The sequence below is a fragment of the Paeniglutamicibacter quisquiliarum genome, from assembly GCF_019084045.1.
GTDB classification, from domain to species: Bacteria; Actinomycetota; Actinomycetes; order Actinomycetales; family Micrococcaceae; genus Paeniglutamicibacter; species Paeniglutamicibacter quisquiliarum.
The window spans coordinates 417,492-433,543 of the sequence record NZ_JAHRED010000002.1 but is presented as its reverse complement, the minus strand read 5'-3'; the positions used below and the strand labels follow the sequence as shown (position 1 = coordinate 433,543).

13 protein-coding genes are annotated in these 16,052 nt (G+C 69.9%); 7 read left to right on the top strand and 6 right to left on the bottom strand.

Going from position 1 to position 16,052, the window contains the following annotated elements:
* Positions 1 to 7: 7 nt before the first annotated feature.
* Positions 8 to 670: a dihydrofolate reductase family protein gene (locus KRR55_RS05545; protein WP_217388045.1), complete on the bottom strand. Its 663-nt coding sequence runs from the start codon at positions 668 to 670 to the stop codon at positions 8 to 10.
* 247 nt (positions 671 to 917) lie between these two features.
* Between KRR55_RS05545 and KRR55_RS05540 the strand changes: the two genes are divergently transcribed.
* Positions 918 to 1,349, top strand: coding sequence for a VOC family protein (locus KRR55_RS05540; RefSeq protein WP_217388044.1), 432 nt, complete (start codon positions 918 to 920; stop codon positions 1,347 to 1,349).
* Positions 1,350 to 1,454: 105 nt separating this feature from the next.
* Here the strand turns inward: KRR55_RS05540 and pepN are convergent, their stop codons facing one another.
* Positions 1,455 to 4,094 (bottom strand): aminopeptidase N, encoded by a 2,640-nt coding sequence (pepN, locus tag KRR55_RS05535; protein ID WP_217388043.1) that lies wholly within the window; start codon positions 4,092 to 4,094, stop codon positions 1,455 to 1,457.
* Between the two features lie 23 nt (positions 4,095 to 4,117).
* Between pepN and KRR55_RS05530 the strand changes: the two genes are divergently transcribed.
* On the top strand, positions 4,118 to 4,600 hold the full coding sequence (locus KRR55_RS05530; RefSeq protein ID WP_217388042.1) for a PEP-utilizing enzyme: 483 nt from the start codon (positions 4,118 to 4,120) through the stop codon (positions 4,598 to 4,600).
* 42 nt (positions 4,601 to 4,642) lie between these two features.
* Here the strand turns inward: KRR55_RS05530 and KRR55_RS05525 are convergent, their stop codons facing one another.
* Positions 4,643 to 6,157, bottom strand: a complete 1,515-nt coding sequence (locus KRR55_RS05525; RefSeq protein WP_217388041.1) for an SDR family NAD(P)-dependent oxidoreductase — start codon at positions 6,155 to 6,157, stop codon at positions 4,643 to 4,645.
* 295 nt (positions 6,158 to 6,452) lie between these two features.
* On the opposite strand from KRR55_RS05525, the gene trpS reads away from it, so the two are divergent.
* The gene (trpS, locus tag KRR55_RS05520) at positions 6,453 to 7,535 is read left to right on the top strand and encodes a tryptophan--tRNA ligase (RefSeq protein ID WP_217388040.1); all 1,083 of its coding nucleotides are present in this window, start codon (positions 6,453 to 6,455) and stop codon (positions 7,533 to 7,535) included.
* A 220-nt stretch (positions 7,536 to 7,755) separates the two neighbouring features.
* Here the strand turns inward: trpS and KRR55_RS05515 are convergent, their stop codons facing one another.
* A complete protein-coding gene (locus tag KRR55_RS05515) occupies positions 7,756 to 8,568 on the bottom strand; it encodes a PspA/IM30 family protein (RefSeq protein WP_217388039.1) in 813 nt (270 codons plus the stop codon).
* A 219-nt stretch (positions 8,569 to 8,787) separates the two neighbouring features.
* Here KRR55_RS05515 and KRR55_RS05510 point away from each other — a divergent pair, with 219 nt between their 5' ends.
* Positions 8,788 to 9,432 carry a maleylpyruvate isomerase family mycothiol-dependent enzyme gene (locus tag KRR55_RS05510; protein WP_217388038.1) on the top strand — a complete coding sequence of 215 codons (645 nt, stop codon included), beginning with the start codon at positions 8,788 to 8,790 and terminating at the stop codon, positions 9,430 to 9,432.
* 96 nt (positions 9,433 to 9,528) lie between these two features.
* On the opposite strand, the gene KRR55_RS05505 is transcribed toward KRR55_RS05510, so the two are convergent.
* Entirely contained in the window at positions 9,529 to 11,610 is a 2,082-nt protein-coding gene (locus KRR55_RS05505; RefSeq protein WP_217388037.1) for an acyl-CoA dehydrogenase family protein, read from the bottom strand.
* Positions 11,607 to 12,383 (bottom strand): TetR/AcrR family transcriptional regulator, encoded by a 777-nt coding sequence (locus tag KRR55_RS05500; RefSeq protein WP_336245041.1) that lies wholly within the window; start codon positions 12,381 to 12,383, stop codon positions 11,607 to 11,609. Before KRR55_RS05500 ends, KRR55_RS05505 begins: the two co-directional genes overlap by 4 nt.
* 69 nt (positions 12,384 to 12,452) lie before the next feature.
* On the opposite strand from KRR55_RS05500, the gene KRR55_RS05495 reads away from it, so the two are divergent.
* Genes KRR55_RS05495 through KRR55_RS05485 form a run of 3 tightly spaced genes read left to right on the top strand, consistent with a single transcriptional unit; the run spans position 12,453 to position 15,972 of the window.
* Positions 12,453 to 13,751, top strand: a complete 1,299-nt coding sequence (locus tag KRR55_RS05495) for an acetyl-CoA C-acetyltransferase (protein ID WP_217388036.1) — start codon at positions 12,453 to 12,455, stop codon at positions 13,749 to 13,751.
* Positions 13,752 to 13,753: 2 nt separating this feature from the next.
* Complete coding sequence (locus KRR55_RS05490) at positions 13,754 to 15,091, top strand: 3-oxoacyl-ACP reductase (protein ID WP_217388035.1); 1,338 nt, start codon at positions 13,754 to 13,756, stop codon at positions 15,089 to 15,091.
* Positions 15,088 to 15,972: a MaoC family dehydratase gene (locus tag KRR55_RS05485; protein ID WP_217388034.1), complete on the top strand. Its 885-nt coding sequence runs from the start codon at positions 15,088 to 15,090 to the stop codon at positions 15,970 to 15,972. Before KRR55_RS05490 ends, KRR55_RS05485 begins: the two co-directional genes overlap by 4 nt.
* The last annotated feature ends 80 nt before the right edge of the window (positions 15,973 to 16,052 follow it).

Here is a 16,052-nt window from a genome sequence, read left to right as displayed (position 1 = left end):
GAGGGGATCAGGAGCGCGCCAGGCGCACGTGCATGGCCCCTTCGCCCTGCTCCGAGGCGGCCAGCCGGTAGCCGTCCTCGGCCCAGTTGCCGGTGAAGAGCCGTTCGCCGCCGCCGAGCAGCACCGGCGCGATGGCCACGTGCAGCTCGTCCACCAGCCCCGTGGCGACGGCCTCGCGCACCGTGTGCACGCCCCCGCCGATGCGGATGTCCGCTCCGTTCGCGGCGCCCCGGGCGGCCTCGAGCGCCGCACGGATCCCGTCGGTGACGAAGTGGAAGGTGGTGCCGCCCTCCATCACCTCCGGGTCCCGGGCATGGTGGGTGAGCACGAAGACCTCGTGCCCGAAGGGCGGGCGCTCGCCCCACCAGCCGCGCCACGGCCCGGCGTCGCCCGCGGCATCCCACGCCTCCCAGGGCCCGCGCACGGGTCCGAACATGTTCCTGCCCATGACCGTGGCCCCGATGCCCTCGTCCCCGGCCCGCAGCCACGCGTCGTCCCGCCCGGTGCTCCCGCCGGGCTCCCCGCTCCGCTCGTGCCAGTAGGCGGTGGGGAAGATCCACCCGTGCAGCTCCTCGCCGCCCGCGCCGAGCGGCTCCGCGAGTCCCTGCCCGGGGCCGGCGCCGTAGCCGTCGATCGAGAGGCTGAAGTTGTGGACCCTCACCCGTGACATGGTTTGCTCGCTTTCAGGGCCGTGTCGGCAGGCCGGCGCATTGCCGCGCCGCCATTCCACGGCCCAGAGTACGGCCGGCGGGCATGGGAGGCAATGGGCACGGTGGACATGGCCCCGCGGCACGGTGGCGAGGAAGGGGTCGCAGCGACCGGTTCCACGCCACCTTCGGCACGCCCTGTCGCCCCGAAGCGCGCCACGTTGGGCACGGGCCCTTGAATCGGGCGGTTCGGCGGCATAACGTGTGGTCATGGACCACCCACTGCAGATCACCATCGACAGCATCAACCCCCACAGGCAGGCGGTGTGGTGGGCGGAAACCCTCGGCTGGACGGTGGAACCCAGCGACCCGGACTTCATCCAGAAGATGATCGACGAGGGGCACGCCAGCGAGGACGAGACCCTGATCTTCGACGGCGAGCTGGCCTGGAGGAGCGGGGCGGGAATCTGCCCGCTGGACCAGCTTGGCAAGCAGCAGCGCCAGCGGATCCTCTTTCAGCTGGTTCACCTGCCCAAGACCGTGAAGAACCGCCTGCACCTTGACCTGAATCTGGGGGACCGCGACGAGGTGCGCGACAGGCTTGTGGAACGTGGTGCGACATTCCTGCATGCGGCCGCACAGGGCCCCTTCGCCTGGTACACGCTGGCCGATCCAGAGGGCAACGAGTTCTGCATCCGATGACCCCGCGCCGCCGGGCCCGCCTGCGCGTTTCCGGCGAGGCCGGGGCCACGCGTGAATTCGTGGCCGGCCGAACCTGGCCAAGTCGCCAGCTTCGGCACCGGCTCGCTAGCCGGCGCTGAGGCGCTGGGCGGCCAGTGAGCGGGAAAGGTAGTCGCGTTCCTCGAGCAGGATCCGGCGCAGCGCCGCGGGGGCGTCCGGGTGCTCCAGGAGCCAGGAATCGACCCGGGCCATGACCGGGTGGACGGGTTCCTCGCCGAGGTCCTGGGCCGCGGGGAAGAGCCCCGAGATGACGCGGGTGGCCATGCCGATGCTCATCGATTCCCAGATGGCCTCGAGTGCCGGCCAGTACTCGGAGTAGTGCCCGTCGAGCAGTTTGTGGGTGCCGAGCAGGAAACCTGCCGCGGTGGCGGAGACGGCCTCGTTGGACAGGGCCGAACCGTCGGCATCGCGTCCGGTGAGCACGGCGGTGAACGCCGCCTTCTTCACGGCGGCATCCGGTCGTGCGGCCAGGGCCAGCAGCCGGCCGGAGACTGCCACCGCCGAGGGGTGTGCCGCGGCGTCGGCCTCGAGCCGGGCCAGCGCCGCCGCATCGAGGGTGCCGGAGGCGGCCTTGGCCTGCCACAGCGCCCAGCGCAGGTCCTCGTCCAGCTCCAGCCCGTCGAAGGGCTGCCCGCCGGCCAGCAGGGAGTCGACCAGCTCCCCGGCGACCCGGCCGCGGGCCAGCACGGCCAGGGCGCGCGCGGCGGCAACCTGCTTGTCGCCGCCGGGTTCCGCCCGGCCCAGCCAGTCGGTGAGCGCCTCGGCCAGGGCGGCGCGTTCGGCATCGCGCAGCGCCGGGGGAAGGTAGCGGTTGACGGCGGTCGTGGCCTGGGCGAGCAGCTGCGCGAAGACCCCGACCTCGGTCACCGATTCGGCGTGCGCGCGCACCGCCTCCAGGAATTCGGGGGCCGGCAGCTTCGCGTCGCGGACCATGTTCCACAGCGCCGCCCAGCAGGTCGCGCGGGCCAGCGGATCGGAGAGCGTGCCCAGGTGCGCCAGCAGCGTCGCCAGCGAAACCTCGTCGAAATCCACCATCGCGTAGGTGTCGTCGCCGTCGTTGGGCAGGATCAGGTCGGGGCGGGCTTCCCCGAGCAGGAAGGGGAGCTGCACGGAGCTTCCGGCCAGCTCCACGCGGTGTGAAGCGGTGCGGGCCAGCGTCCCGTCGACCACGTTGAACAGCCCGACGTTGAGCACGTGCGGGTGGGTGATGCCCGTTCCGGTTCTCGGGTCGGTTCCCGCCTGCGTGAGCGTCGCGGCGGTGATCTTCGCATCGGTGAGCGAGAGCTCCACGCCCAGGCGCGGGACGCCGGCGGTCTTCAGCCAGGCGTCGGCCCAGGAGCCCATGTCCCTGCCCGAGGCCGTGCCCAGCGCGTCGAGGAAGTCGGCCAGCGTGGTGTTCGCGTATTCGTGGGTGCGGAAGTAGGCGCGGGACGCGTCGCGGAAGGCCTCGGCGCCCACGTAGGCGGCGAGCTGCTTGAGCACCGAGGCGCCCTTGGCGTAGGTGATGCCGTCGAAGTTCTGTTTGGCGGCCTCCAGGTCGGTGATGTCCGCGACGATCGGGTGGGTGGTGGGCAGCTGGTCGGCCACGTAGGCCCACCCCTTGCGGCGGTTGGCGAAGGCAACCCAGGCGGTGTCGAACCCGGTGGCCTCGGCGTTGGCCAGCGTGCCGATGTAGTCGGCGAAGGACTCCTTGAGCCACAGGTCGTCCCACCAGGCCATGGTCACCAGGTCGCCGAACCACATGTGCACCATCTCGTGCATGATGGTGTTGGCGCGGGCCTCGTGCTGGGCCTCGGTGGCGCGCGAGGTGAAGACGTAGTGCTCGGTGAAGGTGACCAGGCCGGGGTTTTCCATGGCGCCGAGGTTGTATTCGGGCACGAACGCCGAGTCGTACTTGCCCCACGGGTAGGGGTAGTCGAAGAGCTCGTGGAAGTAGTCAAGCCCGGCCCGGGTCAGTGCCAGGATGTTCTCCGCGTCGAAGTGCCCGGCCAGGGAGGCGCGGCAGGTGGCATTGAGCGGAATCACCAGCTCGGTCCCGTCGGGCAGGGCGCGGGTGTAGGTGTCGGTGGCCACGAAATAGGGCCCGGCGAGCACCGTGGTGATGTAGGTGGAGATCGGCAGTGTGGGGGCGAAGCGCGTGGTGGCGGTTCCGTCGCCGTGGTGGTCAACCCGGGCCGCTGACTGGTTGGAGGCCACGTGCCAGTCCTGCGGGGCGCGCACGCTGAAGGTGAACGGCGCCTTCAGGTCCGGCTGCTCGAAATTTGCGTAGACCCGGCGGGCGTCGGCCGGTTCGAACTGCGTGTAGCAATAGGTCTGGCCATCGGCCGGATCGACGTAGCGGTGCAGGCCCTCGCCGCTGCGCGAGTATTTCGCGTAACCGTCGATGACCACGGTGTTCACTGCACCGTCGCCCTCGGTGAGCCCGGTCAGGTAGATGCGCGAGCCGGCGACCGCGTCTGCGGGGTCGACCGGGGAGCCGTTGAGCGTGATCGACCCGATGGATTCGTGGATGAAGTCGATGAACGTGCCGGTGGTGCCGGTGGCCCTGAAGGCCAGCGTGGTGACGGAACGGTACCCGGTCACCGCGGGGTCCTGCGCCTGCGAAAGGTCCAGGTCCACCTCGCAGGAAACCACCTGAAGGGTGGCGGCGCGCCAGGCGGCCTCGTCGCGTGAGAGGTTTTCGTTCGGGCCCGGGTTTCTGCGCATGTGATCCACCAGACCATTCAAACATGAAACGAGCATTTGACAATCCCTGCGCCGGCCCAGCTGCAGCTGTCGCACGCGGCATCGTGCGTGCCCGGGCCGCCAAGCGCGACGGGCTCGCAGGCGTCCCGCTGCTGGACCTGGATGCAGCCTTCGCCCCGCGTGCCTCGGACGGCAGCGCATTGCTGACCGGCACGCCGGCCAGCCGGGGCACCGCCACGGGAACGGTGCGCGTGATCATGGGGCCCGAAGGCTTCGGGGAGCTCCGCGCCGGGGAGATCATGGTCTGCCCCTACACGAATCCGACCTGGACGCCGCTGTTCCAGCGGGCGGCCGCCGTGGTGGTCGACACCGGCGGCATGGGCTCGCACACCGCCATCGTGGCCCGCGAATACGGCATCCCCGCGGTGATGAGCACCCGTACCGGCACCAGCCTGCTGGCCGACGGGGACCGGGTCACCGTGGATGGCGGCACCGGGCGCGTCACCGCGGCCGGCGAGGGCAGCTGAGCCGCTCCGGAAGCGCCGGGCAGGGCGGCGCAGGCGCAGTTCCTACCAGGGGGAGGGCTCGTAGTCCTTCAGGAAGCAGCCGTAGAGGTCGATGCCGCGTTCCCCGTCGACGATCGGCTGGTAGACCCGGGCCGCGCCGTCGATCAGGTCAAGCGGCGCGTGCCAGCCCTCGGCGACCATGCGGACCTTGGAGTCGTGTGGACGCTCGTCGGTGATCCATCCGGTGTCCACCGCGGACATCAGGATCCGGTCCGTCTGCAGCATTTCCTCGGCGCTGGTGCGCGTGAGCATGTTCAGCGAGGCCTTGGCCATGTTGGTGTGCGGGTGCCCGGCGCCCTTGTAGCGGCGGGAGAACTGGCCCTCCATGGCGGAGACGTTCACGATGTACTTGCGGTGCGCATCGGACGCGGCCAGCGCCGGGCGCAGGCGCGAGGCCAGCAGGAAGGGCGCGGTGACGTTGCACAGCTGCACCTCGAGCATTTCCAGTGCGTCCACGTCGCCCAGGATCTGCGTCCAGGAGTTCTCGGTGACCACGTCGGGCACCAGCCCGCCGGCGTCGATCGCGGTGCCGGCGGCAATCCGCTCCAGCGAGGCGGAGCCCGCGGTCATCGCCAGGTCGGCCACGGCTTGCGCGTCGTAGGTGGTGGGGGTGGCGGGGACCAGCAGCGCCGAGTCCTCCAGCCGGAAGGCGCTGGCCAGCGCGCGCGGGTGCTCGGAGGGGGGATTGGCCTCGCCCCAGACCTCCGGGCCGCCGGCCGAGTATTCGAGCTCGGCAGGAAGCGGCTGGGACTCGGACTCGACCAGGTGCAGGTAGGAGTTCGAGGTGCGGCGCACGGTCTGCGCGGCGTTGTTGATCAAGATGTCCAGCGGGCCCTCGGCGGCGACGCGATCGGCCAGCGAGATCACCTGGGAGGGATCGCGCAGGTCGATGCCGACGATGCGCAGGCGGTGGATCCAGTCGGCGGAGTCCTCCAGCGCTGCAAAGCGGCGGGCCGCGTCGCGCGGGAAGCGCGTGGTGATGGTGGTGTGGGCGCCGTCGCGCAGCAGCCGCAGCGCGATGTGCATGCCGATCTTGGCGCGTCCCCCGGTGAGCAGCGCGCGCTTGCCGGTCAAGTCGGCGCGGGCGTCGCGGCGTTCGCGCCCGGCGGCGGCGCACTCCGGGCACAGGTAGTGGTGGAAGGCGTCGACCGTGGTGTAGCGCTGCTTGCAGATATAGCAGCCGCGCGGCTTGATGTACTCCCCGGCGGTGTGCTCCTCGGTCGAAGTGCTCAGGTCAAGGCCGAGGGTCTCGTCGTCCAGGCGCTGCGGGGAGCCGGTGGCGGTGCGTTCAACGACCGCGCGGTCCGCGGCGTTGATGGCCGAGCGCTTCTCGTTCTTGCGGTGCCGCTTGGCAGCCTTGAACATCTTTCCCGTGGCCCGGCGCACGGCAACGTGGCGCTCGTCCTCGGCGTCCAGGCGGTGCACCTGGCCCAGCACCTTGAGCGCCGCCTGGAGCTCGGCGTCGGTAAAGATTTCGTCGTTGCCGGCCGCATCGGCCGCAGAATAATTCTCAGTCATGTCGCCATCAAGTCTACCGGCCGCCACCGGCGGGCGGATAACCGTTCGGCGCATGCGACCAACGGCACTTCCCGGCCGGATCGGCACGCACCGAACGGGACCGCCGCGTCGCGGGCTTAGGATTGGTCCATGATCAATACACGGAGTCTTGCGTGGTGGCGTTCCCCCTAGGAACAGCCGCGTTTCGTGATTCACACCAGGCCGTTCGCAAGGACGGCCATTTTTGTGCCCCCTGGAGGGGCTTCTGTGTCCGGCCGGGCGAACGGCGACAAGAACCAATCCCAGGGAGCACCAGTTGCAACAGCACCAGCAAGCCACCACGACCTCGTCCGTCGGTACCTCCGCCGCCGGGGGCAGATCCCCGATCGAGCAAGGACTGCACGCCGACCCGGGCCGCTACCGGGTGTTGACCGGAGACCGTCCCACGGGGAGACTGCACCTGGGCCACTACTTCGGCACGCTGCAGAACCGGGTGCGGTTGCAGTATCTCGGCGTCGAGTCCTTCATCCTCGTCGCGGACTACCAGGTCCTGACGGACCGGGACGTGGCGGAGAACCTCGACGCCGCGGTCCAGGGCCTGGTGCTTGACTACCTCGCCGTGGGCATCGACCCGGCCCGTGCGACGATCTTCACGCACAGCGCCGTCACGGCCCTGAACCAACTGCTCCTGCCCTTCCTCTCCCTGGTGTCCGTTGCGGAACTGGGCAGGAACCCCACCGTCAAGGACGAGATCGCGCATTCAAGGCAGTCCTCGGTCAGCGGGCTGATGTTCACCTATCCGGTGCACCAGGCCGCGGACATCCTGTTTTGCAAGGCCACCGTCGTGCCGGTGGGCCAGGACCAGTTGCCGCACCTCGAACTCACGCGCACGATCGCGCGGCGCTTCAACGCCCGGTATTCCCCGCGGGCGGACATCTTCCCCGAACCCGCGGCACTGCTGTCGGCCGCCCCGCTGCTGCTGGGCACAGATGGCGGGAAGATGAGCAAGAGCCGCGGCAACGCCATCGCCCTAGCCGACGACGCCGATGAAACCGCTCGACTGATTCGCGGCGCAAGGACCGATTCGATCCGGCGCATCTCCTACGACCCGGCGGCCCGGCCCGAGGTTTCCAGCCTGGTGCTGCTGGCCGCGCTGTGCCTGGACAGGGATCCCCACGCGGTCGCCGAGGACATCGGCGACGGGGGATCCGGAGCCCTCAAGACAGTGGTGACCGAGGCCGTGAATGAGTTCCTGGCGCCGATCAGGGCACGGCGGATGGACTATGCGCAGGATCCGGGCATCATTCGCAGCGTGCTCCGCAAGGGGAACGAACACGCCAACGCCGTGGCGGAGGCAACCTTGGAAGAGGTCAGGAAGGCCATGAAGACTTCCTATTGAAGCGGCCCACGGGGTGCCGGGCACCTGATGAAGGGGAGCAGGGCCCCCGGCGCCGCAACCGGACGGCGAGGCAGCGACGAGGCCACTGCCGTTCGGGCCGGCTGCACACAGATCTCTGGGCGGGCCGTCTTCGGGGCACGCCAAAGGTGGCGGACGCGAGTCGTTCGCATCCGCCACCTTTGGTGCCGGTAGCGGGGCCGTTTCCGCTCCGGGCAGGGCGCTACTGGTTCTTGGCCTTCAGTGCGGCCAGGCGGGCCTCGATTTCCGAGGGAGCCGCGGCTTCCTCGAGCTGGGGCGCGGCAGAGCCCTGCTCCAGGATGTTGCTTTCGCCCTTCAGGGCGGCCAGGCGGGCCTCGACCTCGGTGGCCTCGCCCAGGTCCTCGAGGGAAGCGAACTGTGCATCGAGGGAGGATGCGGCGAGTTCCGCCGCGCCGCGCACGCGCGACTCGTCGGCACGGATCTTGGATTCAAACCGGTTGATTTCCGAGGTCGGGTCGTTCATGTCCAGGGCCTTGACCGCGTCCATCATCTGGCCCTGGGTCTTGGCGTTGCGGGCGCGTGCCACCAGCTCGTCGCGCTTGGCAACCAGTTCCTGGCGCTTGGTGCCCATGGTGTTCAGCCCGGTCTTGAGCTTCTCCACGATCTCGCGCTGCGAGGCGATGTTCGGTTCGGCGTTGCTGGCCTGCTTCTCGCTGGCCATTTGGCGCTGGATGGCCAGGGTGGCCAGCTTGTTGAACTTCTCGGCGTTGACGCTGTCGCCGGCGGCCGTGTATTCCTCGGCCTTGTTGGAGGCGGCCAACGCCTTCTGGCCCCATTCGCGCGCATCGTTTACGGCGATCTTGTAGTCGTCCTCGAGCATGCGCAGGTTGCCGATGGTCTGCGCCACCGCGGTCTCCGCCTGCGAAATGTTGTTGGAGTAGTCGCGAACCTGCTGGTCCAGCATCTTCTGCGGATCCTCCAGCGCATCCAGCGCAGCGTTGGCGTTGGACTTTCCAATCCGGAACAGTCGAGCAAAAATTGAGTTCTTCTTCATGGGGGAGTATCGCCCTTTCATAAGCCGCGTTGCATCAATTCTATGCGACGGCGCACTCCGGCTGAACCGGAATCCACGGATTTGGGGCACCTCGGAGCCGGGCGTATCCCGAGGTGGCGGCCGAAAAACGGGAATCGCGGCGTGCCGTGTCCGCCGCGGGGCCCAGCGGCCATGACCGGTCTTCTTGCCAACACGCTGCGCCGCTGCTTGGGTGGTTCCATGACCCCTCGGCGCAACTTTGATGTCTGGCCCGTGGTGCACGCCGAAAGGCTGGCGTTGCTCAAGGACCTCGAAGGCCTGGAACCAGGCCAATGGAAGACACCGTCGCTGTGCCCCGGCTGGGATGTCCATGACGTGCTGGCCCATCTGACGGACACCGCCAAGACCACGAGGTTGGGCTTCATGCGCCGCCTGGTCCTTGCCGGATTCGATTTCGACAAGGACAACGCCGCCGGCGTCACCGCGCAGCGTCGCCAGGACCCCGCGGAAACCCTGGCCGGGTTCCGCGACGTGCTCACGCGCACCAGCACCCCGCCGGCCGCCCCTGCCACGCGGCTGGTCGAGGCCTTCGTGCACGGGGAGGACATTCGTCGTCCGCTGGGCATGCAGGGTGACTACCCGGCCGCCCAGGTCTCCACGGCGTTGGCCCACCAGGTGCGCACGAGCGTGAAGATGGGCGGCGGGAAGGAGCTGGCCGCGGGGTTCACGTTGGTTGCCACCGATGCTGCATTCGAACATGGTGCCGGGAACGAGGTTCGCGGCCCTGCGATCACGCTGCTGCTGGCGGTCTCGGGCCGTCCCGTGGGCGAGGGTGAGCTCACGGGTCCGGGCGCCGCGACCTTCGTCCAACGGGCGCGCTGCTAGGCGCCACCCAACATGGACGGGGAGGGCGGGGCGGGCCCGCGTGCAGTTGCCTGCCGCTTGGCCCGCGCCGCCCTCCCCGAAAGGGTGCCCGGCCGGCTACCTGTTTTTCGCCGCCTGGTGCGCCGCCTTCTTGGCGGCCTTTTCGCGGGCGATCAGCACCTTCTCGTCGATGGGCGCGTCGGCGCTGGCACGTAGCCGGCGGTGGTATTCCGCGGCTTCGTCCTGGCGCTCCTGTTCCGACCCGTCGGCGATGTCCGCGCGCAGGTGCTCGGGCCCGTAGCCGAAGGCGTCGACCAGGTCCTGGGCGTGGGGGCGCAGGCGGGCGAGCAGGATGTTGATGTAGCCGGTGAGGGTGCGTGCGCGCTGCATCGACAGCCGCCCGTTCATCAGGTACCAGCCGAGGTTCTCCTCGATCAGGGACAGGGCGTACACGTCGCGCAGCCAGGTCAGCACCGTGCGGGTTCCGGCATCGGCGGTGTTGCCCAATGCGGCGGTGAAGGCCTCCCAGCGCAGCAGCTCGCCGTGGGCGCGGGCGGCGGAAATCAGCGCGTCCTGGTTCACGTTGAAGGCGGCCGCCGCGGCGGCACGGTCCTTGGTGTCGACCCCGCGCAGCGAATCGGCGATCTCCCCGACCATGGAACCGATCCGGTCGGTGAGCAGGGCGCGCTGGTTGGCCTCGTCCTTGAAGAAGTTCGCGCTCTTGCGCTCGTCCCCGGTGTCGGCGAAGGCCTGGCCGACCGAGCGCAGCCCGGTGCGGTGCAGCGCCACGTTCTCGGCCTGCTTGACGACGTAGCGGGCGAGCACCCCGGCGTTGAGCTGGCGGAACTCCTGGCCGTAGTCGGTGAGCAGGCGTTTGCCCACCAGCTGCAGCAACACGTTGTTGTCGCCCTCGAAGGTGACGTAGATGTCCAGGTCGGCACGCAGCGCGGCGAAGCGGTTTGCCGCGATGAACCCGGCGCCGCCGCAGGCCTCGCGGGCCTCCTGCAGGGTGTCAAGCGCGTCCCAGGTGCTCAGCGGCTTCAGGGCCGCGGCCAGGGTCTCCAGGTCCTGGCGGTCCGCATCGGTGTCGGTGGCCCCGGAGAACACGCCGTCGAACTTCTCCAGCAATTCCTCGTGCGCGAAAGACGCGGCATAGGTGCGGGCCAGGCGCGGGATCAGCCGGCGCTGGTGGCGCTGGTAGTCCATGATCGTTTCCTCCTGCACGTCCGAGGAGGCGTTGAACTGGCGGCGCTGGTTGCCGTAGGTCACCGCGATCTGCAGCGCGATCTTCGAGGCGGCGGTGGCCGCCCCGTCCAGCGAGACCCGGCCCTGTACCAGGGTGCCGAGCATGGTGAAGAAGCGGCGGCCCGGGGAGTGGATGGGCGAGGAATAGGTCCCGTCGGCCGTGACGTCCCCGTAGCGGTTGAGCAGGTTGGTGCGCGGGATGCGCACGTTGGTGAAGTGCAGCCGGCCGTTGTCGATGCCGTTCAGCCCGCCCTTGAGCCCGTCGTCCTGCCCGCCGATTCCGGGCAGGAAGCCGTTCTCGTCCCGGATGTCCATGTAGAAGGCGTGCACGCCGTGGTTCACGCCATTGGTGATGAGCTGCGCGAAGACCACCGCGGCCTTGCCGTGGACCCCGGCATTGCCCAGGAATTCCTTCCAGGCGGCCTTGAACGGCGTGTTGACAACGAATTCCTGCGCGTCGGGGTCGTAGGTGGCGGTGGTGCCGATCGAGGCGACGTCGGAGCCGTGGCCGATCTCCGTCATCGCAAACGCGCCGGGGATCTCCAGGCTCATGATGCCCGGCAGCCATTTGTTGTGGTGCTCCTCGGTGCCCAGGTGCAGCACCGCGCAGCCGAACAGGCCCCACTGGACCCCCGCCTTGATCTGCAGCGACGGGTCGGCGGTGACCAGTTCCTCGAAACTGGCGACGGAGCCGCCGTGGTTGTCCTGCCCGCCCAGGTGCGTGGGGAAGGCGCGGTGCACGCTGCCGGCGTTGACCAGCTCGTGCAGCTGGGTGAAAACGCGTTCGCGGTGCTCGTCCATGCCCAGGCCCGGGATGCCTCGCACGGCCTCGGTGCCGGCCAGGGCGCGGGCTTCCTTGCGGATGGACGCCCAGCGGCCCAGCAGCTGCTCGCCAAGGGCCGCCACGTCAACGGCGGTATCGGTGGCCTGGGGGGAAATTTGTTCGGTTGTCACGGGCGTGTCTGCCTTTCGGTGGGGCTTGCCTGGTTGTGGGGTGACGCTGGTGGTGCCGGGGCAAACCCGCGGTCGACCTGTGGGGCGACGCCGCGGGTGAGCCACGAGGTGATGGATGCGGCGAGCTCCTCGATGCCGGGGCGCTCGGGCGTGTCGGGGGCGCGCAGCCAGAGTTCGCCGGCGGCGCGGACCATGCCGATGGAGGCGCGCGGCCACAGCTCCAGGGCTGCCGAGGCGTGTTGCCCCTCCGGGATGCCCATATAGGAGTGCATTCGGGTGCGCATCATGGAGGTGAGCTCGTCGAAGAAGCCGTTCAGCGCGCCGCTGCCGCTGTTTGGGTCAGGTTCGGCCGCCGGGTCGGTGAGCAGGTCGGTGACCGGGTTGGCGGTGACAAAGAAGTAGATGTTCGGCGAGGTGGAGGCCATCTGCAGGTAGGCGAGCACCATGGCGTGCAGCGCTTCGCCCTCGCCGGTGCTCTGGCGGGCGGCGGCGATCACCTGGGCGCGGAAATTCGTGATGACATAGGCTCCCAGGGCTTGGCGCAGGCCCTCCTTGTCGCCGAAGTACCGGTAGAACACCGACTTGGAGGTGTTGGCCCGCGCGGCAATGTCCTCCATGGAGGCGCCGGGGCCCTGCCGGTGGATGGTGTGCCGTGCAAGCTTGATCAATTCGAGGCGGCGGGCGGCGCGATGGGTGTCCCAGCGCGCCGAGCGGCCGTCGCCGGCTGTCTCGGACTGCGCATCCGCCGTGTCCATGGGTTGGGGGTTGTTCACGATACCCAGCGTATCAGGTACGCTGGGTATCAGTAATCCACCTCACATCTGCCCCGGGAGCACCACAGCATGTCCGAACCATTGCAAGCCATCCGTCCGGCCGTCGTCATCGGCGGAAACCGCATCCCCTTTGCCCGATCCAACGGCGCCTACTCCAAGGCCAGCAACCAGGACATGCTCACCGCAGCCCTTGACGGGCTCATCGCCCGCTTCGGCCTGCAGGGCCAGCGCCTGGGAGCCGTCGCCGCAGGCGCCGTGCTCAAGCACTCCAAGGACTTCAACCTGGTGCGTGAATCCGTGCTGGGGACCTCGCTGTCCGCGCAGACCCCCGCCTACGACGTGCAGATGGCCTGTGCCACCGGCATGGAGGCCATCGGGTCGCTGGCCAACAAGATCAAGCTGGGCCAGATCGACTCGGCCATCGGCGGCGGCGTTGACACCACCTCGGATGCCCCGATCGCCGTTTCCGAGGGCCTGCGGGCGGTGCTCATGGACCTGTCCCGCGCCCGTTCCACCAGCGCCAAGCTCAAGGCGCTGTCCAAGTTCCGCCCCCGCGACCTCGCCCCCCACGCCCCGGGCACCGGCGAGCCGCGGACCGGCCTGTCGATGGGCGACCACCAGGCGATCACCACCAAGGCCTGGAACGTGAGCCGCGAGGCCCAGGACGAGCTCGCCCTGGCCAGCCACAAGAACCTGGCGGCGGCCTACGAGCGGAACTTCTTCGACGACCTCATCACCCCGTTTGCCGGGGTCTCAAGGGACACGAACCTGCGCGCCGACTCCACGCTGGAGAAGCTCGCCACCCTGAAGCCCGCCTTCGGCAGGAACCTGGGGGCCGATGCCACCATGACGGCGGGCAACTCCACCCCGCTGACCGACGGCGCCTCCGCGGTGCTGCTGGGCTCCGAGGAGTACGCCCGCGAAAACGACCTGCCGATGCTGGCCAACTTCGTGGACTTCGAGGCCGCCGCCGTGGACTTCGTGCACGGTGCCGAGGGTCTGCTGATGGCCCCGGCCTACGCGGTGGCCCGGATCCTGGAGCGCAACAACCTCACGCTGCAGGACTTCGACTTCTACGAGATCCACGAGGCCTTCGCCGGCACCGTGCTCTCCACGCTGGCAGCCTGGGAAAGCGAGGACTTCTGCAAAAACAAGCTGGGCCTGGACGCCCCGCTGGGGTCCATCGACCGCAGCAAGCTCAACGTCAACGGCTCCTCGCTGGCCGCCGGCCACCCCTTCGCCGCCACCGGCGGACGCATCGTGGCCACCCTGGCGAAGATGCTCCACGAAAAGGGTTCGGGCCGCGGCCTGATCTCGGTGTGCGCCGCCGGCGGGCAGGGCGTCGTGGCGATCCTGGAGGCACGCTGATCATGGCCGACAAGTACCTGGAGCTCGTGAACTCCGGCTTCACCAAGAACCTGGCCAAGTCCCTGGGCCTGCCGCGCCCCTCGATCCTGCGCCGCCACACACCCGGCGCGCCGCTGGTCCCCGGACCGCTGTTGCTGCTGGGGGATTCCTCCGGCGCGCAGGAACTCGCCGACACGCTGCTGGCCTGGGGGCTTGACGTGCGCCGGCACGCCGTCGGGGTGGCAAGGCTCGGCGGGATCGTGCTGCTGCTCGACGAGCTTGCCGACCCGGGCGAACTGTCCGCGCCGATGCTCGCGGCGGGGGCGGCGCTGCGCCAGCTGGCGCCGGGCGGACGCGTGGTGGGCATCAGCCGCCCGGCCTTGCCCGCCGACGCCCCCGCGGTTGCCGCCGTGCGCCAGGGCATCGACGGTGCGCTGCGCTCGGTCGGCCGCGAACTGCGCGGCGGGGCCACCGCCAACGGCATCGTGCTCGCCGAGGGCGTTCCCGCCACCGCCCCCTCCGCGCTTGCCGCACTGCACTTCCTGCTCTCGGGCCGCAGCGCCTACGTCAGCGGGCAGTTCCTTGCCGTCGACTCGGCCGAGGGAAAGCTGCCGGAGGACTTCGGCCGGCCGCTGGCCGGAAAGGTCGCCGTGGTCACCGGCGCCGCCCGCGGCATCGGGGCCTCCATCGCCGCCACGCTGCACCGCGACGGCGCCACCGTGGTGGTGGTCGATGTCCCGGCGGCCGGGGACGCGCTGGCGAAGGTCGCCAACCAGGTCGCCGGCACCGCCCTGCAACTTGACATCACCCGCCCGGACGCCGGCGAAAAGATCATCGAGCACGCCCTGGCGCGCCACGGGCACCTGGACATCGTCATCCACAACGCCGGGATCACCCGCGACAAGCTGCTGGCCAACATGGATGCGGCCCGCTGGGACTCGGTCATCGCGGTGAACATCTCCTCGCAGCTGGCCATGAACGAGGCATTCCTCGCCGCGGACCTGCCGGGGCTGCGCATCGTGTCGCTGGCCTCGACCTCCGGCATCGCCGGGAACCGCGGACAGACCAACTACGCGGCCTCCAAGGGCGGGGTCATCGGCATGGTGCGGGCCTCCGCTGCTGCCTTCGCGGCCAAGGGCGGGGGCATCAACGCGGTGGCACCCGGTTTCATCGAGACCGACATGACCGCCAAGATCCCGGTGGCAACGCGGGCCGTGGCTCGGATGCTGATGCCCTCGCTGATGCAGGGCGGGCTGCCGGTCGACGTCGCGGAGGCCATCGGCTTCCTGGCCTCCGACGCGGCAGCGGGCATCAACGGGCGCACCCTGCGGGTGTGCGGGCAGTCGCTGGTGGGGGCATGAGCGCGCGCACCAGGGTGGTGCTCGCCGCCGCCCCCTCGCTGGCCACGCTCTATGCCAGGGCCGCCGGCGCGCGGCTTACCGCCCTCTTTCCGGGTGCCAAACCCGCCGGCGGAGCGCTGCCGCAGGTCGAACACCACCTGGACGGACTGCGGGTCGATCCCGGAAAGCTGGTTGACTACCAGCGGATGATGGGCGACACCGTGCGCGATGAGCTGCCCAGCGTGTTCGTGCACGGGATGGTGTTCCCGCTGGCCATGTCGGTGATGGTGCGCGAGGACTTCCCGCTGCCGCTGCTGGGCATGGTGCACCTGGCCAACAAGGCCACCCACGTCCGGCCGATCTCGCCGGCAGCCACGCTCTCGGCCACCGCACACGCCGAGAACCTGCGCGGGCACCGCGCCGGCACCCAGCTCGACCTGGTGGTCGAGGTTGGCGAGGGCTCCGAGGTGGTCTGGCGCGGGGTTTCCACCTACCTGGCCCGCGGGGTCTGGCCCGGCGCCGGGCCGGGCGCACCGGCCGAACCGCATGCGGCCTTCGCCGCCCCGGGGCGCACCGCCTCGTGGAAGCTGGCGGCCGACACCGGGCGCGCCTATGCGGCGGTGCTGGGTGACTACAACCCGATCCACCTCTCGGCCGCCTCGGCCAGGGCGCTGGGCATGAAGCGGGCGATTGCGCACGGCATGTACCTGGCCGGGCGCGCGCTGGCCGCGGCCGCGCCGCACGGCACCGGCTACGACTGGGAGATCGAGTTCGCCACCCCGGTGTTCCTGCCCTCCACCGTGGACGTGGCGTTCGACGTCGGCGCGGGCCGCACCACCTTCAGCGGGTGGGGGGCGCGCAGCGGCAAGCCGCACTTCAGCGGCTCGATCACCGCGCTTTAGGGAACGCGCACGCACGCCGGTGCCTCCGGCCCGCGGACGGTGCCCCGCAGGCCTCTTGGGTCCGCGGGGCGCCGCAATTC